This window comes from Enterococcus sp. C102(2024) (genome assembly GCF_040888205.1).
GTDB lineage: Bacteria > Bacillota > Bacilli > Lactobacillales > Enterococcaceae > Enterococcus > Enterococcus faecalis.
Genome location: NZ_JBFOHH010000003.1, coordinates 262955 through 280981, shown reverse-complemented (window position 1 = coordinate 280981; position 18027 = coordinate 262955). Strand labels below are relative to the sequence as shown.

The 18027-nt window shown below is 37.1% G+C and carries 20 protein-coding genes and 1 tRNA gene; 18 read left to right on the top strand and 3 right to left on the bottom strand.

All coding sequences use genetic code 11. The features are described 5' to 3' along the window. Nucleotides 1-124: 124 nt before the first annotated feature. The 6 genes from rpmG to AB3I34_RS08850 all read left to right on the top strand — a co-directional run bounded on the left by rpmG (nucleotide 125) and on the right by AB3I34_RS08850 (nucleotide 4461). Nucleotides 125-274, top strand: a complete 150-nt coding sequence (gene rpmG / locus AB3I34_RS08875) for a 50S ribosomal protein L33 (protein ID WP_002356321.1) — start codon at nucleotides 125-127, stop codon at nucleotides 272-274. Between the two features lie 95 nt (nucleotides 275-369). Further along, nucleotides 370-459 (top strand) — tRNA-Ser (locus AB3I34_RS08870). 89 nt (nucleotides 460-548) lie between these two features. Beyond that, nucleotides 549-800 carry a hypothetical protein gene (locus tag AB3I34_RS08865; RefSeq protein ID WP_002389274.1) on the top strand — a complete coding sequence of 84 codons (252 nt, stop codon included), beginning with the start codon at nucleotides 549-551 and terminating at the stop codon, nucleotides 798-800. A 255-nt stretch (nucleotides 801-1055) separates the two neighbouring features. Then, nucleotides 1056-2120 carry an FUSC family protein gene (locus tag AB3I34_RS08860; RefSeq protein WP_010712786.1) on the top strand — a complete coding sequence of 355 codons (1065 nt, stop codon included), beginning with the start codon at nucleotides 1056-1058 and terminating at the stop codon, nucleotides 2118-2120. A gap of 705 nt (nucleotides 2121-2825) precedes the next feature. Further along, entirely contained in the window at nucleotides 2826-3206 is a 381-nt protein-coding gene (locus AB3I34_RS08855; protein WP_010817627.1) for a hypothetical protein, read from the top strand. A gap of 88 nt (nucleotides 3207-3294) precedes the next feature. Continuing rightward, nucleotides 3295-4461: a CHAP domain-containing protein gene (locus AB3I34_RS08850; RefSeq protein ID WP_010712784.1), complete on the top strand. Its 1167-nt coding sequence runs from the start codon at nucleotides 3295-3297 to the stop codon at nucleotides 4459-4461. Between the two features lie 86 nt (nucleotides 4462-4547). Here the strand turns inward: AB3I34_RS08850 and AB3I34_RS08845 are convergent, their stop codons facing one another. Both AB3I34_RS08845 and AB3I34_RS08840 read right to left on the bottom strand, forming a co-directional pair. Continuing rightward, complete coding sequence (locus tag AB3I34_RS08845; RefSeq protein ID WP_025189422.1) at nucleotides 4548-6119, bottom strand: membrane protein; 1572 nt, start codon at nucleotides 6117-6119, stop codon at nucleotides 4548-4550. Between the two features lie 90 nt (nucleotides 6120-6209). Beyond that, nucleotides 6210-6785 (bottom strand): DUF805 domain-containing protein, encoded by a 576-nt coding sequence (locus AB3I34_RS08840; RefSeq protein WP_010712782.1) that lies wholly within the window; start codon nucleotides 6783-6785, stop codon nucleotides 6210-6212. Nucleotides 6786-6949: 164 nt separating this feature from the next. Here AB3I34_RS08840 and AB3I34_RS08835 point away from each other — a divergent pair, with 164 nt between their 5' ends. The 8 genes from AB3I34_RS08835 to AB3I34_RS08800 all read left to right on the top strand — a co-directional run bounded on the left by AB3I34_RS08835 (nucleotide 6950) and on the right by AB3I34_RS08800 (nucleotide 13017). Continuing rightward, nucleotides 6950-7720 (top strand): alpha/beta fold hydrolase, encoded by a 771-nt coding sequence (locus AB3I34_RS08835; protein ID WP_002376460.1) that lies wholly within the window; start codon nucleotides 6950-6952, stop codon nucleotides 7718-7720. 87 nt (nucleotides 7721-7807) lie between these two features. Beyond that, nucleotides 7808-8350: a 5-formyltetrahydrofolate cyclo-ligase gene (locus AB3I34_RS08830; RefSeq protein ID WP_002362346.1), complete on the top strand. Its 543-nt coding sequence runs from the start codon at nucleotides 7808-7810 to the stop codon at nucleotides 8348-8350. A gap of 10 nt (nucleotides 8351-8360) precedes the next feature. Further along, the gene (locus AB3I34_RS08825) at nucleotides 8361-9071 is read left to right on the top strand and encodes a rhomboid family intramembrane serine protease (RefSeq protein WP_002362481.1); all 711 of its coding nucleotides are present in this window, start codon (nucleotides 8361-8363) and stop codon (nucleotides 9069-9071) included. Between the two features lie 17 nt (nucleotides 9072-9088). Next, nucleotides 9089-9307 (top strand): YqgQ family protein, encoded by a 219-nt coding sequence (locus tag AB3I34_RS08820; protein ID WP_002356332.1) that lies wholly within the window; start codon nucleotides 9089-9091, stop codon nucleotides 9305-9307. Then, nucleotides 9308-10279, top strand: coding sequence for an ROK family glucokinase (locus AB3I34_RS08815; protein ID WP_002356333.1), 972 nt, complete (start codon nucleotides 9308-9310; stop codon nucleotides 10277-10279). 15 nt (nucleotides 10280-10294) lie between these two features. Further along, the gene (locus AB3I34_RS08810) at nucleotides 10295-10693 is read left to right on the top strand and encodes a rhodanese-like domain-containing protein (RefSeq protein ID WP_002356334.1); all 399 of its coding nucleotides are present in this window, start codon (nucleotides 10295-10297) and stop codon (nucleotides 10691-10693) included. A 121-nt stretch (nucleotides 10694-10814) separates the two neighbouring features. Beyond that, the gene (locus tag AB3I34_RS08805) at nucleotides 10815-11165 is read left to right on the top strand and encodes a DUF488 domain-containing protein (RefSeq protein WP_002362343.1); all 351 of its coding nucleotides are present in this window, start codon (nucleotides 10815-10817) and stop codon (nucleotides 11163-11165) included. A 13-nt stretch (nucleotides 11166-11178) separates the two neighbouring features. Continuing rightward, a complete protein-coding gene (locus AB3I34_RS08800) occupies nucleotides 11179-13017 on the top strand; it encodes an FAD/NAD(P)-binding domain-containing protein (RefSeq protein ID WP_010712781.1) in 1839 nt (612 codons plus the stop codon). Nucleotides 13018-13179: 162 nt separating this feature from the next. Here the strand turns inward: AB3I34_RS08800 and AB3I34_RS08795 are convergent, their stop codons facing one another. Next, nucleotides 13180-13347 carry a DUF3042 family protein gene (locus AB3I34_RS08795; RefSeq protein WP_002356337.1) on the bottom strand — a complete coding sequence of 56 codons (168 nt, stop codon included), beginning with the start codon at nucleotides 13345-13347 and terminating at the stop codon, nucleotides 13180-13182. Between the two features lie 267 nt (nucleotides 13348-13614). Here AB3I34_RS08795 and galE point away from each other — a divergent pair, with 267 nt between their 5' ends. The 4 genes from galE (at nucleotide 13615) to AB3I34_RS08775 (ending at nucleotide 18005) form a co-directional block, all read left to right on the top strand. Continuing rightward, a complete protein-coding gene (gene galE / locus AB3I34_RS08790) occupies nucleotides 13615-14607 on the top strand; it encodes a UDP-glucose 4-epimerase GalE (protein ID WP_002388439.1) in 993 nt (330 codons plus the stop codon). Then, on the top strand, nucleotides 14588-15838 hold the full coding sequence (locus AB3I34_RS08785; RefSeq protein ID WP_025189421.1) for a UDP-glucose--hexose-1-phosphate uridylyltransferase: 1251 nt from the start codon (nucleotides 14588-14590) through the stop codon (nucleotides 15836-15838). The genes galE and AB3I34_RS08785 overlap by 20 nt, the downstream gene beginning before the upstream one ends. Nucleotides 15839-15909: 71 nt before the next feature. After that, nucleotides 15910-17670 (top strand): DNA polymerase III subunit gamma/tau, encoded by a 1761-nt coding sequence (gene dnaX / locus AB3I34_RS08780; RefSeq protein ID WP_010712779.1) that lies wholly within the window; start codon nucleotides 15910-15912, stop codon nucleotides 17668-17670. A gap of 20 nt (nucleotides 17671-17690) precedes the next feature. Beyond that, nucleotides 17691-18005: a YbaB/EbfC family nucleoid-associated protein gene (locus tag AB3I34_RS08775; RefSeq protein WP_002384048.1), complete on the top strand. Its 315-nt coding sequence runs from the start codon at nucleotides 17691-17693 to the stop codon at nucleotides 18003-18005. The last annotated feature ends 22 nt before the right edge of the window (nucleotides 18006-18027 follow it).

Sequence of the window (18027 nt, the reverse complement as noted above, 5' to 3'; positions counted from 1 at the left end):
ATTTGTAAAGTAGAACTACTTTACAAATTTGCCCAAAAGGGTAGTCAAATGACAAAAAAAATGGTATGATATTCAAGTCTAAGAAATCTCTTGGAAAGATCAATTATTAGTAGGAGGGGAAAACATGCGCGTAAACATCACTTTAGAGTGTACTTCTTGTAAAGAACGTAACTACTTAACAAATAAAAATAAACGTAACAATCCTGATCGTTTAGAAAAACAAAAATATTGCCCACGTGAAAGAAAAGTTACTTTACACCGTGAAACTAAATAATTTAGTTAGATAGAGCCTAGAATCCTTGTTGTGTAAGGGTCTAGGCTTTTTATCTATTGATTCATTACATGTTCATTTGTAGATGGAATGTAGAGGGAGGATTACCCAAGTTTGGCTGAAGGGGACGGTCTCGAAAACCGTTAGGCGAGTAACATCGTGCAAGGGTTCGAATCCCTTATCCTCCGTACTGAGAAGCAGTTGAGTTATTAGTTGCAAATAAAACGACAGAGACGTACACTTAAAGTAGAAAAATACTTAAGAAGAGGTGTCTATTATGTCAAACTATGAAGAAAAAGAAGCGCAAGCATTAGTAAAAATTGCCGACGTTTTGAACAAATTGGATGCAAGTTTAGAAGAGTTGGCCTCGCTAGATGAGGATACAAAAAAACATAGTATGAAGAAATGGATTGTTGAAAAAAAAGCCATTCATGAGATTAAAAAAATTGCACACGAAGCTGGTAAGTATGATAAGTATGATGAAAAAGAATTAGAAAAAGAAATGGATCTGTTGGAAAAGTTTATGTAAAAAAGTGCTAGCTTTTGTTCAACAGTTATTTAATTTTGAGCCTAGAATTAATCGTTTTGATTTTTTCTAGGCTTATTTTTTATGAAGTAAGCAAATCGTATCGGGAGAGGTATTGAATTAAGAAATAAAGCATGTATTGATTCAGAAAAAAAGTTGTAGTAAAATGTTCGTCACAACTACTTTTCTTATGATTTCATAGAAGGAAAAGTTGGAATAATGAATTGAAAAGAGTCGATTTTTAGGAGATGATTTTAGGTGACTTTTTATCAATTATTGCAGTTAGATCCATTTATTTTAAAACAAAAAATTCATCAAGCGGACACTAAAAAACAGCGGAGATATTTTTGGCGCGCCTTGTTAATAAGGGATATTTTATTAGTTTCGTTTGCGATTTTATGGGTGTCGACGATTACTTTTTTCTTTGGAAAAGCTGTAGCGCCTTTTTCAATTGTATTATTTTGTTTGCTGTTGAGTATCCGTTTCGTCTCATATGGCTACAGGGAAAAACAGGCCTTGCTTAGTTTAGGAATCGTGTTAACAATTCTAGGTGTTAGTCCACTAATTTCACTGATTTCTGTATCATTTTTACAATGGGGTCTTCATTTTATCTGCTTGCTGGCATTGTTTTTCTTAACTGGTAAAAACCCTAAAATGGGTAATCCGGGCTTGTATACGTTCTCCTACTTATATTTAGTTGGCACGGTTCACTATCAATCGTTTCAGCAATTAGAACAAACTTTCTTTGTATTAGTGTTTGCTTATCTACTTTTAGCTTTTGTTTATCATATGAAACATAAAAAGTTGGATCAAGAGATTACTTTTATACAGATGGTTACAGAAAATGGTTTTTTTAATCAAAGAAATATTTGGTTTGGTTATTACGCTTTAGGCATTAGCTTATTACTTTTTATAGGAACGCACCTTCAGATTGACCGCTTTATGTGGGCAACATTTGCTAGTTCGTCATTATTTTCTGGGTATGATACGTTTAAATTGTCTGAACGAGCCAAAGAACGAATAGTAGGGGTCGTTATTGGTTCTTTAGTATCGGCTATCTTGTTATTTTATTTACCAACGAACCTACTTGGTATTTTAGGTGGACTTTGTTTAGGCTTATGCACATCTTATAAAAGTAAAACGATTTTTAATTGTGTTGGTGCTATCATGGCAGCTTCTATGATATTTGGGCTAGAAACAAGTCTTTACTTAAGAATTTTGTTAAATATGTTGGGGCTAGCTTACGGTTTGCTTTATCATTTTGTCTTTGTAAAAACTATGTCCTATTGCAATCGCAAGGAGTGGCTGAAATTGTCTGAATAAAAGGAGCCTAACATTCTTTCTTGAAAGAATGTTAGGCTCCTTTTATTTTAAAATAGAACCATTGACTATATTTTGGGTAAATAAGAGTTTAAAAATGGCAGAAACTGGTTACTAATTTGGCTACCAAATGGCTACACAGAATAGTATAGGTAAGGATAGTATAAGTGAGTATAAAGTAGGATATAAACAAATGAATTCAGTGAACACAAGTTACGTAGTAAAATTGTATTTTTGGAAGATAAGTAGAAGTAACTTCATATTGGGAATTTATTGGGAAATTTTAGTATAGTCAACATGATAAATTAGTAGTATAAAGAATCGCTGAAAATGAATTATCAACACTATAGATGCTTGTTTATATAGCTAAGTTTTCAAAAATAGAATGTTCAATATTTTTAAATCAAGTTAAGTATATTTAAGTGGAAAAACAGAATCGCTTAAATCTAAGAAAAAGAATAAGTTTTGTCATTATAGATCGCTTAAGGAGTGGTCTATTTTTGTATATAAAATAATCTAGGAGGTGGACAGTTATTGATAAATGGGAAAAATAGGAGAGGTACAAACGAATAAGTTAGATTTTGAAAATGAATGTGATCAAAAATAAGAGTAGATGGATAAAAGGAATACATGGAGGATGAACATACTATTTCTATTATCTGTAAAAGTTCTACAAATAAAATATTAAGTGGTTAGAGGAGAGGTACAATGAAAGCTGGAATAAAAAAACATATTCGACAATTATTATGGGATTATCAACATGTTGAAAAAAAATTACAAGAGTACGAGGATGTTATGTTAATGAATCGTAATCCTTTTTTAGAATACCCTGTAGAGCAACCAACTGAAAAAATAACTATCAGTCAAATTGCATTTCATAAATTATTTTTACAAACGGTAGAAGATATCTTAGCTGATTCTACAAGGGATGTACAGGATATCTTTTTAGTGAAATATAAAAATGGTTATCCATATAAAAAGAATGAATTTGTTGCTTGTGAGACGTTTTTGAGCGAGTCTACAATTGCTCGACGAGATACAGAATTTATCCATGAAATTGCTTATCGACTAGGCTGGTACGAAATTTGACAAAACGAAACAGGTCAATTCAACTATACTAGGTTCATGAACATATGTTCTCCGTGGACGCACGGAATAACTTATAGGAGGAACAACAATGGCAACAGGTTTAACAAAAAATCAAGCAAAAACATTTATGCAGAAGTATTTAGATACTAATTTGCCGTCTTATCCAGGTGTCTATTTTGGAACTTATGGTGGTTCACCATCATCACATTCAAATTGTACTCTATTTACTACATGGTTCTTAAAGAATTGTACTAATTTAACTTTGCCAACACAAAGCGGGAATGGTTATCAAACGGTAGATTTTGTGTTAAATGCAAATAAAGGAAAATTAGTAAAGAGTAACATTCCAAAGGCATTTTCTTTATTTTCAATAACACCATGGAATAACAATTACTATACACAAGGTGCTGGACATACTGGTATCGTTCTAGGTATTGATGGAAATACAGTAATTACAGGTGAAGCTAATTTTGGTTCGACATTTGGCGGATTAGATGGAGTATATCCTAACAATGGAACTGTAATAACTACTCATCCATTGAGTACGTTTAACAGTTTAACGGGTGTTACTTTCATTGACTTAAGTCGCTATTATACTGGATGGAATCCAAATCAAAATACAAAACCAGAGGGAGAAGAAGAAATGGTAGAGATTAATAAGAGAGTTATGGTGAAAAAAGATGTAAAATATACTGTGGATACATTACCTTGGGGAAAGAAAGGTTACATTAAAATCAATGGCATTGATAGTTTTGCTGGAAGAGTTATTGATTTGACACAGCAAATGGGAAGTTACTTATATAGTCCTCAAACAAAAGGCTGGACAGACTTTAAAGGGTTTGAAGAAGTTGAGACTATCAATAAAACAATGGTTGTTAAAAGAGCTGGTTTCAGTGTTGACCAATTCCCTTGGTTTAAAGGGGTGACAAGATTTGGTGTCAGCGCTGATTATATCAATAAAGAAGTAAAAGTGACTGGGAAAAAGGGTGCATATTATTACATGGATAATATTGGTTGGATCGACGAAAAAGCATTTTTAGATGATGCACAAGCGACGGATATTAAAATTGGGGATAAAGTTATGTTATTGGAGACTGCTAGTGTATATCAGACTGGGGAAACAATTCCAAGTAGTCTTAAAGGAAAATCATATACAGTGATGGAAATTAAAAATGTCACACAAAGCAAATCTAAAAAAGCATTTTTATTAAAAGAATTAATGTCTTGGGTACTAGAACAGGATGTTAAAAAGTAGTAAAAAAGAACCTAGTGATATGTTAAAAAAATAGAGCGGTAAATCCGCTCTATTTTTTTTCTATTTATATAATACATAGTGACTACTTATTCTAATTTACAGATGATTTTTGCATTGATTTTCTCTTTCAACCCCAGCCAACCACTCGCTGATAACAAGTACCAAAACGGCATAAACTGGATTAAATAGCGAGAGCGGCCGCCTTCAAAGAGTAATAAATACAGAATAGCTCCAATGAAAGCTAATTTTAAAATCGCGTAGTTATTTTTTGAATCTTTTAGAGGGATACTGAACAATAGACCTAGTAATGTGAGTAAATAGAAAAAATGCATATAAATTCGTAGATAGTTACTTTTTTGATTTTGCGGATAATACAGTGACCGCAAGTGTTCTTGCCAACGATTTTTAGAAGGTGTTTCTGGGATTAAATCACCGCCATCCCAACCCCAGTCAAAATCACCATTGGCAGTATTATGACGATTTTTTTGAGCCAGAAAACGGAGATAACCGAAGAATCCTTTATTTTTTAAACGGTCTTGAATCATTTTTATGGTATAAGCTTTTTTGGCTTCTTGTGTAGGCAACTGATTTACTGCTTGTGTATCTGCATCATTGTAACCGCCAGTTCCCGTCAAACCCATCATTACAAAAAGTGTCCAAGGCTTGGCTTGTTCTTTATCGATTTCCGTAATCGTTTGTTTTTCCACAAAAAATTGAAAACTATAATATGCGCTGACGAAACCAGTCAGTAAAAAGAGGGCAACCACGGTTAATTTTACGATAGACTGTTTGTTCCGATTTACTAAAAGAAGTTGCAGCACTTTGATACAACTAAATGCAATAAAAAAGATAATAGACGAAGGTTTCATTAAAAAACACCAAGCTAAGCCAATTCCAATAAACAGTAATAAACAATATTTTACGAAGGGAGGGGAAACTTGGTCAAAAAGGCTATATGCAAAAAAGACTAGGTTGATGAACAATAAGACGGCCGTATCTGTATAAGGCGTGAGTAACCATGGAGACATTCCGAAAGAAAGAAAAAATAAACTGTAAGCAACGAAGGCCGTTAATGGATTAAAGACACGTTTAGAGGCATGATAAAAGAGAAGTAAACTGCTATTAATAAACAAGCAATTAACCACTTGCCAACTAAACCAAGTGTTGCTCCAGCTCCCTGTTACATCAATGAAACGCAAAAATTTATTCAGGTAATACATCATGAAAAAGAAAAATTCGTTATTGGGGTTTAAAGAAAGTACGATTTTTGAATAATCCTTATTTTCAGTGGTAATACTATGAAAGTTGTCAAAAACATCCCAGCCAATCGGCACAGTAATCTGCGTCAGGAGTAAAAGTTGTAGTAAAAATAAACTGATCAAACTACCAATAATAACCACACGATCATGGGCTTTTATTAAGTGCCAGAGCGCTTGAATCTTAGTGTAAAGAAATTTTTTGTTTTTATAAATAATCAACAATAGAATAATTAATAGAGGAAGTAAAACAAGCAAGTGCTTAGGCTTTTCCCAAAGAATTTTTACCAGCGAATAGGGAGAGTTAATTGCGCCGTAAAAGACAAATAAAATAAAAAAAGTAAAAATATAATTTTCTAGATTCAGAATCCGTTTAAAATTAGCCATATTTTCTCCTTCCATTTTTTTAGCTAGACTAGTTCTTATTTTATCATAAAGATTTTAAAATAAGAAAAAAGCCCTTCTTTTAAAAGAAAGGCTTAAAACTTTTCCTTACTTCCCTTCTTTGTAACGGAAGAAGAAGCGTAAGACGCTATTTTGGCTAGTTGTTGTTAGTTTATCTGTCGGTAAGACTGTTAGTAAGAAGAAAAACAGACTAATCACAAGAGTGAAAAATAAGAAGACGGGACTGCCACCTGTTATCACAGTATCTGTTTGAACATCATATTTCAGTGTTGACATAACAGAGAAAACTTGTGTATAGCTACAGGCAATAGAAAGTAGATATAAAACAAGCACGCCCCAACCTGTCATCCCAGCATCACGATACCGACGTACACACATTGCCCACGTTGGTAATAATAAAGCTAACCATAAAACAAGTGCAAAAAGCATCAACGGTAATAAGTTTCCAAAATCATAGGTTTCAAAATATTCAGCTGCTAAAATTGCTGATACGGCTTTGCCGACAATGGCAATATAAAAAATAAGTGCTAAAATGCTTAATACCAATGTCATCCACCAATAACCAGCACGTGTGGTCCGACCTTTAAAATCAACATATCCACGAAAATAATCTTTAAAAGCTTGTCCAAATGTTACTTTACCTTTTTCCTCAATTTTAACCATAAAAACACCCCTTTGTATTTAATAAAATGATTATAACGGAAAGTAATAAAATAGGAAAATGCGAATTCGCATATTTTGTGTTTTTTTGATAAATCATATAAAGAGCAGGTTTTATCAAAAAACGGTAAAATAAGAGAAGATATTTTATAATGGAGGAATCATGAATGAAAATCAGTATTAGACATCGCTACATAGCAAAAATTCCAGCATTAGAAGTGACAACAGAAGAGCAAAAAAACGAAGCATTACCTTTAATTGTTTACTATCATGGTTGGCAATCAGCTAAAGAATTATCTTTAACACAAGCGAGAAAATTAGCACACGAGGGGTTTCGGGTCATTTTACCAGATGCCATGAACCACGGAGAAAGAAAAACAGGACCTATTTCCACGATTCCATCGATTACATTTTGGAGTAGCATTCAATATAATTTGATTGAATTTCCAGTAATTATCCATCATTTTCATAAATTAGGGTTGATTAAAGAAAATTGGATTGGCGTGGGTGGTGTATCCATGGGCGGTATTACTACCAGCGCTCTTATAACCCAACATCCTGAGATTGAAGCTGCTGCTTGCTTAATGGGAACACCCTATCCGGCGCGCTATATTCAGCGAGTGATTCAACGGGCGAAAGAATTTGCTATTTTTGTACCTAAAGACTTGCCACTGTTGCTAAGTTGGGTGCATCAATACGATTTATCACAAACGCCAGAAAGACTGCAAGAACGACCGATGCTGTTTTGGCATGGAACGGAAGATGAAAAAATTCCCTATGAAGACATGGCTGATTTTGAACAATTAGTGTCTGGGAAAACGTATGCGAGAAATACGCAATTTATAACGGAAGTCGGTGAGCGGCATTTAGTGAAAGGAGAAACAATGGATTTGGTTGTTGACTTTTTTAAAGAAGCGTCAAAAACATTAGAAAAATAACAGGATTTTTCAAAGAGAAAAGGGGAATCAGCTTGTTTTTTAAGAACACTTTCTATAAACTTAACAGAAAAGGGGTTGAAGGTGTACATGGAGAAAAACAAGTTGAGAAAAGTGGGCTTAACTGCCCTGGAATGGCTAAAACAACATCCAGAAATTAAACAACATAAAGAATCAAGTCTCTATGAACAGTTGTTTGCTAGTCAGCAATGGCAACAAGCACAAACAATCGGAATGATTCGGTCGTTACCGCTAGAATTATCAACACAGCCAATTTTCGAACGGGCCATGCAAGAAGGCAAGCAAGTGGCGGTGCCGCGAACATTTAAAGGAGGCAAAATGCACTTTTATCAAGTCTTTCCAGAGACGGTTTATGACACCAGTGCATTTGGCGTGGAAGAACCTCCGTTAACAGCGGCAGAAATAACAGCTACAGCGATTGATTTATTGATTGTGCCAGGGATTGTTTTCAATCGTGCTGGCTATCGAATAGGCTTCGGCGGTGGTTTTTATGATCGTTATTTGGAACATTTTTCGGGCCATGCATGTAGTTTAGTTTTCAGTGAACAACTCCATGAACAATGGCAACCAGAAGCGTTTGATCAGCCAATCGAACAATTATTTATACAATAGGAGGAATGGAATGAATTATCAAACAGAAATGAAATTGAAACGGCTAAAAAATCAGCCGTTCATTACGTATGCCCTTTTAGGTATTTCAATCATTGTTTTCCTTGGATTGGAATTAACTGGAGGATCAGAAAATATTTTAAACTTAGTTAATTGGGGAGCAATGGTTCGTCCACTGGTAGCTCAAAATCATGAATACTGGCGGTTTATCACGCCAATGTTTCTTCATATTGGGTTTATGCATATTATTTTGAATATGGTTACTCTTTATTATATCGGCGCACAGGTTGAGGCAATTTATGGACATTGGCGCTATTTGGGAATTTATTTATTGAGTGGGATTGCTGGAAATATCGCCAGTTTTGCCTTTGGGACACCCAACAGTGTCTCAGCGGGTGCTAGTACAGCGCTTTTTGGTTTGTTTGGCGCATTTGTTATTTTAGGACGCCACTTTAGAGACAATCCAGCGATTATGTATATGGTGCAACGCTATTCAATGTTTATTGTGATTAATTTGTTATTTAACTTGTTTAGTAGCTCTGTAGATATGATGGGTCATGTTGGCGGTCTAATCGGTGGACTATTAGTCGCGACGGCTTTTGCTGTTCCAAATCGTGAAGAAGCATTTAATAAGCACGAGCGAATTATGGCCACGTTAATTTTTATTTTTCTTGTCGTAATTTGTCTGTTATTGGGTTTTAAAAAATACGGTTTACCTGTATAATAAGGAAGTGTTTTCGTATGGAAACGTTATATGATGTACAACAACTTTTTAAACAGTTTGGGATGTATATTTATGTCGGTGCACGGATTTATGATATTGAGTTAATGATGATTGAATTAAAAAAATTGTATGAAGGTCAATTGGTAGACCGAGATACGTATTTACAGGCCCGGCATATTTTGCAAAGAGAGCATCGAATAGAAGAATCTAGAGGGAAGCAGAAAGGAATCGACTAAATGGATAAGAAGATTATTGGGATTGATTTAGGTGGAACGACCATCAAATTTGCTATTTTAACAACCGATGGCGTTGTTCAACAAAAATGGAGTATTGAAACGAATATTTTAGAAGATGGCAAGCATATTGTGCCATCAATTATTGAAAGTATTCGTCACCGTATAGATCTTTATAATATGAAAAAAGAAGATTTTGTGGGAATTGGTATGGGAACACCAGGAAGTGTCGACATTGAAAAAGGAACTGTTGTAGGTGCCTATAATTTAAACTGGACGACTGTACAGCCTGTCAAAGAACAAATCGAATCTGCTTTAGGAATTCCGTTTGCCTTAGATAATGACGCCAATGTTGCCGCTTTAGGTGAGCGTTGGAAGGGCGCGGGGGAAAACAATCCCGACGTGATTTTTATTACTTTAGGAACAGGTGTCGGCGGAGGCATTGTTGCAGCGGGAGAATTGCTCCACGGTGTTGCTGGCTGTGCTGGTGAAGTTGGACATGTGACGGTTGATCCTAACGGCTTTGACTGTACCTGTGGGAAACGTGGCTGTTTAGAAACCGTTTCTAGTGCCACTGGTGTCGTTCGTGTTGCACGTCATTTATCAGAAGAGTTTGCAGGTGACTCTGAACTGAAACAAGCGATTGATGATGGACAAGATGTTTCAAGTAAAGACGTTTTTGAATTTGCTGAAAAAGGCGATCATTTTGCATTAATGGTTGTGGATCGTGTTTGTTTCTATTTAGGCTTAGCCACAGGAAACTTAGGTAACACGTTAAATCCAGATAGCGTGGTTATCGGTGGAGGTGTTTCTGCAGCAGGAGAATTTTTACGTAGTCGTGTCGAAAAATATTTCCAAGAATTTACCTTCCCGCAAGTTCGAAATAGTACAAAAATCAAATTAGCAGAGCTAGGTAATGAGGCCGGCGTCATTGGTGCCGCTTCACTAGCATTACAATTTTCAAAAGAGAAATAGAGAGGGCTTTTTAGAATGAGTATTTTATGGGTAATCAATGGCATTTTGCTAGTTATTGTACTAGCGATGGTATTCAATGAATTATATTTGAAAATTATGGTGAAACGTTCAGCAAAAATGTTGACGGAAGAAGAATTTAAAGAAACAATGCGTAAAGCACAAGTGATTGACGTTCGTGAGAAAGATACATTTGATGCTGGGCATATTTTAGGGGCGCGCAGCATGCCATACAGCATGTTAAAAACAACAATTGGTTCTCTTCGTAAGGATCAACCTGTTTATCTTTATGATCAGAAGAAAGCTTTAAGTATCCGAGCAGCTAATTTATTACGCAAAAATGGCTATACTGATATTTATATTTTAAAAGGCGGCTATGATGGCTGGACTGGGAAAGTGAAAAAGAGAAATAGTTAATAACAAAAAGAGTTGGTCTTCATTGAGACCAACTCTTTTTGTATAGGAAAGCTTAATAGAGATGTTGCTTTTTGTCAGTCCTCACTTTTTGAGCTACAATAAAGAGAAGAGGTGAAGGCAGATGATTCAAATCAAGCGAGCATATGAAGCACCGACAGAGCAAGATGGCTACCGTGTTTTAGTTGACCGTGTTTGGCCACGAGGAAAATCCAAGGAATCTGAAAAGTTAGATGAATGGCTCAAAGAAGTGGCCCCAAGTACAGAGCTACGGAAATGGTTTAATCATGAAGCAAATAAGTATCCTGAGTTTAAACAAAAATACCAAGAAGAATTGAAACATGAGCCAACTGCCACAGCGTTTAAACAGTTACAGACGATTGTAAAAAATCAGCCAGTAGTCACGCTGGTCTATGGGGCGAAAGATACAGTGCATAATCAAGCGGTTGTCTTAAAAGAATTATTAGAAAAATAGAGTAGGTGATTGGATGAAAATTGCAATTGTAGGTGCTGGACCCAGAGGCTTATCAGCTGCAGAACGAGTCATTGAATGGGCTCGTAAAACGGAAATAAATGTTCAGCTCACGTTGTTTGATCCATACGGTCCAGGTGGGAAAATTTGGCGAGCAGAGCAACCTAATTATTTATTAATGAACACCGTGATTAATCAAGTCACTTTATTTACAGATGAATCTTTTAGTGGCGAAGGACCAATTGTCAAGGGCCCCACTCTCTATGAATGGACCCAAACAGAAGCTGCGCAGTACATTCAACAGCAACAACCCTATAATTATCTTGAGTTGTTGAAAGAATGTCATCGCCTTGGACCGAATGATCACTGCTCGAGGGCTTTTTATGGCATGTACCAAAAATGGTTTTATACGTATTTAGCCACAAGGTGTAACGAACAAACATCGCTGACGTTTTTTAAAGAGCCAGTAACTGCTGTGCGGGCAGGAGAGGATAACTATTATGTGTATACTCAATCCATTGAGTTTACGGCAGACAAAGTAATTTTAGCTTTGGGTCACCAAGAAAATGAATTAACGACTGTTGAACAAGAGCTTGCGGACTACGCCAAGGAGCATCGTTTGTTTTATTCTTCTCCTAAAAATGCGGCGGATGCTTTATTGGCACTTGCCAATATACCCGCAAAACAACCCGTTGTGTTAAAAGGCTTAGGTTTGGCATTTTTTGACTATTTATCTGCCTTGACGATTGGCCGCGGGGGTGTTTTTTCTCGTCAAAATGGCCGCTTACGTTATGAACCTTCTGGAAGAGAGCCTATTATTATTGCTGGTTCTGGTCGCGGTTTTCCTTCTCATCCTCGAGGGATTAATCAAAAAGGCTACGGGGAAGCCTATCAGCCTGTTTTTTTAACCGAAACGTATTTAGCTGAATGTCGTAAAAAAATACAGGTTACAGGCGCAGAGTTTTTTGGGTATTTAAAAAAAGAAGTGGAATATGTGTATTACACTTGCTTAATCGAAGAAAAATATCCGCATCTTTCTAAAGAGGCCTTTCAACAGCTGTTTATTCAAACCAAGGGAGCGCCGGAAAGCTTAGCCCACTTTGAAAAACAAGATTGGTTTGATTGGCAAGCGTTAGAACATCCTGAAACAAAGAAAACCACTCATGAAAGTTTTCGTTCGTTTTTACTAGAGTATTTAAAATGGGATATTCAAGAAGCAGAGAAAGGCAATCTTAGCGGTCCTTTGACCACTGCTTTAGACAGTTTAAAAGATTTAAGAGATCAGATTCGCTTTGTTTTGGATGAAGGATTATTAACGAATGACGAGAGTCAAAAGTGGTTGTGGCATTGGTTTACCCCATTGAATACCTTTTTGTCAGTGGGACCTTCTGTTGAAAGAACAGAAGAGCTACAGGCGTTAGTTGAACTGGGATTGGTCACGATTCTGGGGCCAGAAATGCGTGTCGAAATGAAAGCGGGTCAATTTATTACTTATGCTAATTTGTTTCCGGAAAATCGGTATAATAGTCACTTTTTAATTGAAGCACGCATTCCCAAAGTTAATAATGAAAAAAGTTTGAATCCTTTAACGAGGCAGTTGTTAGCCGATAAGCTAGCTACGCTCCATCAACTGGCATTAGCTGATGGTCAAATAGTCAAAACAGGTGCACTCTTGATTGTGCCTGCCACGAATCAAGTCATCACAAAAGATGGGCAGGTGGCGACAGGCCTTTTTAGTTGTGGTATTCCAACAGAAGGGATTCATTGGTTAACAGCCGCTGCAGCTCGTCCTGGTGTGGATCCTTGGAATATGCGTGATATGGATCGGATTGCTGCTACTATTTTTAATAGTTAAGAAAAATAGTCAGCTCCTTTGGTAAAAAAGAAAGCATAACAAGTGGTCATCCATCGCTTTGATGGATGACCACTTGTTATGCTTAAGAGAATCAACCGAACCAGAAGCGCTCCTGTTGATTTCTTGGCGTTAGATTTTTTATCTCAACGTCACAGCTATTTTTTAACGTGCAATACGCTTACGCATCGCTTTTTTACGGTTTTCTTCAATCATATCTTCTTTTTCTTCAATTGGATCAATGACTGTTTTTTTAATAGTTGTAGCCACACCGGCTAAAGCAGCAACTGTGATAGCAGTACCGACTAACATACCTGATACAAATTTTTTCATCGTTCATTCCTTCTTTCAAATTGTATTTGTTTCTATTATGACGGAAAAAAGCAAAAAAATCCAATAGTTACAATGATTTTTCATAAACTCTACGACTAATTTAGAGATTTGTTAAAATTTACCAAGTCTTTTCTGTATTTTTATAGGAAAAATGAATAAGGAGAAATGGCCAAATTAAATCCTGTTTACAAAATGAAATAATTCAGAAGTAAACCTTATTTAATGGTACAATAGAAAAAGAAATTAGAGAGTAAAAGGAGCGTATTTATGTCTATTTTAGTATTAGGTGGCGCAGGCTACATCGGCTCACATGCCGTCGATCAATTAATTTCAAAAGGATATGCCGTTGTGGTTGTTGATAATTTATTAACGGGACATCGTTCAGCAGTTCATGAACAAGCGACTTTCTATGAAGGCGATATTCGTGATAAAGCTTTTTTACGTAGTGTCTTTGAAAAGGAATCAATTGAAGGGGTGTTGCACTTTGCGGCCAATTCTTTAGTAGGAGAATCCGTGGAGAAACCGTTAATGTATTTCAATAACAATGTTCATGGCACTCAAATTGCCTTGGAAGTCATGCAAGAATTTGGAGTGAAACACATTGTTTTTTCTTCCACAGCGGCCACTTATGGCGAACCAAAAGCAATGCCTATTACAGAAGAAACCCCAACGAATCCTAAAAACCCGTATGGGGAAAGTAAATTAATGATGGAAAAAATCATGAAATGGTGCGACAACGCTTATGGAATGAAATATGTTGCTTTGCGTTATTTTAATGTTGCAGGAGCAAAAAAAGATGCCTCAATTGGTGAGGATCACACGCCAGAAACGCATATTGTGCCAATTATTTTACAAGTGGCATTGGGCCAACGAGCAGAGCTAAGCATTTTTGGGGATGATTATGATACACCAGATGGCACGTGCATTCGAGATTATGTTTACATTGAAGACTTGATTGCAGCACATATTTTGGCTTTAGAATACTTGAAAAATGGCGGCGAAAGTGACGTCTTTAACCTGGGTAGCAACAACGGCTATTCTGTTAAAGAAATGTTAGATGCTGCTCGCGAAGTGACAGGTCAAGAAATCCCTGCGACAATCGCGCCACGCCGAGCAGGGGATCCTAGTACGTTAATTGCTTCTAGTGAAAAAGCCAAACGAGTTTTAGGCTGGCAACCAGAAGTAACTGAGGTCAAGGACATTATCGCTACCGCTTGGCAATGGCATCAAGCTCATCCACATGGATATCAAGAAAAGTAATAGGAGGAATGAATCGATGACCACGAGTCAAATGATTGCCGATTTTACCACACTTGCTATTCAAGCAGGTGGTTGGATGGAATTGGATCGCTTATATCTTCAGAACCGTTTATTATCAATGATTGGTGAACAAGAATTAGGCGAAGTAGACATACGGCCTGTGGCAACACCCGCCGCTGATTTGGCGGAACAATTGTGTCAAATTGCGAGTGCCAACCAACTTGTAAAAACAGAGCAACAAAAAGAACAGTTCATGGTGCAATTGATGGATTTGTTAACACCGCCACCTTCTGTGGTTAATGCTTTTTTTGCACAACATTATGCTAAAGAGCCACAAGAGGCTACCGAGTATTTTTACCAACTTTGTCAAAAAAACGGTACGGTCATTGAACAGGAAAAACCTGTTGTTTTTTCAACAGTCTATGGTGATTTTTTAGCAAATAAGGTCCACAGTGAGGCGCCAAAAGCAACGCTCTCTGCACAAAACTATCCCCGCTGTGAATGGTGCATGGCAACAGAAGGCTACCAGGGAAGTCAGCAATTTCCTGCGACTACGAACCATCGAGTGATTCGAATGAACTTAGATGGCGAAAGCTGGGGGTTTTCCTTTGTAAAACAGGCACAATATCAGCAACAAGGTGTGATTGCGTTTGAAAAACATCAGTCAGCGAAACGTTCAATTAAGACTTTTCAGCAATTGTTGAAAATTGTTGAGGTCTTTCCTCATTATTTTGCTGGGATTGATGCTGACTTTGAACAAAATGAGCATGTCTATTATCAAACGGGGCTGAAACAATTTCCATTAGCCGAAGCGAGCATTTCAGAATATGTTGAGTTAGCTAACTATCCTTTAATCAACGCAGGAATGGTGAATTGGCCAGTTGCGACATTTCGCCTAGAGGGACCGAATGCGTCAGAAGTTGCCCAAGCCGCAAATGATATTTTTGAGCAGTGGCAAACGCTGAAACTGCCAACGGATGAGATACAAATCGTTGCCCGACGAAAAGAACTTTTATATGTCATGGACTTAATTTTTAGTCGACCTCAAGCAAAGCCTTCGTTAACGTTAGCAGAAGTCCAAGGTTTAACGACTTGGAACAACCAGAAAACGCAGGCACTTGAAACGGTCGCTTCAGCGTATCAACAGCGATTAAAAGAAGCCAGTGCGTTTGCAGAAACAAGTGAAGGAAAAGCGGCTTTTTTAGCAATGGTTGCGCCAGTGACTCGTTAAAAGAAAAAAGATGCCGAATGACTAAAAATCACGTATAATAGATAAGAATGAAAAATAAGGGAGGGTAAAAAATGGCTTATCAAGCACTTTATCGGGTCTGGCGTTCACAACGTTTCGATGACGTAGTAGGACAAAAAGCAATTACTCAGACACTGAAAAATGCGATAGTGCAAAAGAAAACATCTCATGCCTATTTATTTACTGGCCCTCGTGGTACAGGTAAAACCAGTGCCGCAAAAATTTTCGCTAAAGCGATTAACTGTAAACATAGTCAAGATGGTGAACCTTGTAATGTTTGTGAAACCTGTGTAGCCATTACGGAAGGTCGTTTAAATGATGTCATTGAAATTGATGCGGCGAGTAATAATGGCGTGGAAGAAATCCGTGATATTCGTGATAAAGCAAAGTATGCACCGACACAAGCCGAGTACAAAGTTTATATTATTGATGAAGTTCATATGCTATCAACAGGCGCGTTCAATGCACTTTTAAAAACCTTGGAAGAACCACCACAAAATGTTATTTTTATCTTAGCAACGACTGAACCTCACAAGATTCCGTTAACGATTATCTCACGGACGCAACGCTTTGATTTTAAGCGAATTAGTACGCAAGATATCGTCGATCATATGGCCCATATCATGCAGGAAATGGCTCTCGATTATGAGGAACAAGCCCTTTATGTGATTGGGCGTGCTGCGGAAGGTGGGATGCGAGATGCCTTGAGTATCTTGGATCAAACGATTTCATTTAGTGATGAAAAAGTAACACTGGAAGATGCAATGCAAGTGACAGGCAGCCTAACCTATGAAATGATGGATCATTATATTCGGTGTTGTGTCGCTGGTGATGTTGAACGAGCATTAGAAGGCTTGGAAAGTATTTTAGGCGAAGGCAAAGAAGCGCGCCGTTTCTTAGAAGATTTGTTATTATATTGTCGAGATTTGCTGATGTATCAGCAAGCACCGAAGTTATTAGCAGAAAAAGCAGGAACTTTGACAGAAGCATTTAAGGAACTAGCTACACAAACGCCTGCTGAAAAAATCTACCAACTAATCCAAATTTTAAGTGACACACAAAATGAAATCCGCTTTACCAACAATGCGAATATCTATCTGGAAGTAGCCACTGTCAAATTGGCTAAAACGGTGCAACCCAATAAACACAACACGCCAGAAACAACTAATCAAGGTGGTAGTGCAGAGGGAAATCCAGAATTAGCAGATTTGCAAAATCAAATCGGGCAACTGAAGAAAGAACTGGCTGAATTAAAGAAACACGGTGTAGCTGCCAAAGAAGCAGATGCGCCACGTCAACAAGCACGACCACAAGCGCCAAAAAGTTCGTTCCGTGTACCCACAGAACGGGTATATCAAGTCTTAAACGAAGCGACGAGAACACATTTAATGAATGTGAAAAATGTCTGGGAAGACTTACTGCAAACATTATCTGTGACTCAACGAGCGATGCTAAAGGCTAGTGAACCTGTCGCAGCGAGTCCTAAGGGCATCGTGGTGGCATTTGACTATGAGATTGTTTGTGCTCGTGCAACAGATGATGAAGAGATGCAGTTAGCTTTCAATAATAATTTAAGCCGTTTGATGGACTATACACCAGAGATGGTCTGCATTACTAGAGAAAGCTGGCCAAAACTAAGACAAAGTTTTATTAACCAAAATCAGGGCAGTTTGAATCATTCTGAACCTGAAAATGAAATGGCTCGTCTAGCGGACGAACCGCCTGTAACAAATGAACATTCACAAGAAAATCCAGTAGTAGATGAAGCAATCGCTATGTTTGGTGAAGAGCTTGTCGAAGTACTAGATGATTAATATGAAGGAGTCGAGGAATTATGATGCGAGGAATGGGCAACATGCAAGGCATGATGAAACAAGTACAAAAAATGCAAAAAGAAATGGCCAAAGCGCAAGAAGCGCTAAATGAAAAAGAATTTATCGGTGAAGCCACCAATCAACTTGTGACAGCGACATTTACTGGTGATCGCACAATGAAAGATTTGATCATTAAAGAAGACGTGGTTGATCCTGAAGACGTTGATATGTTACAAGATTTAGTCATTATGGCTGTCAACGATGCGTTAGTAAAAATTGAAAAAGAAACCGAAGCAACTTTAGGTAAATACACCAAAGGAATGCCAGGATTCTAAAAAATAAGACAAACGAAAGTAT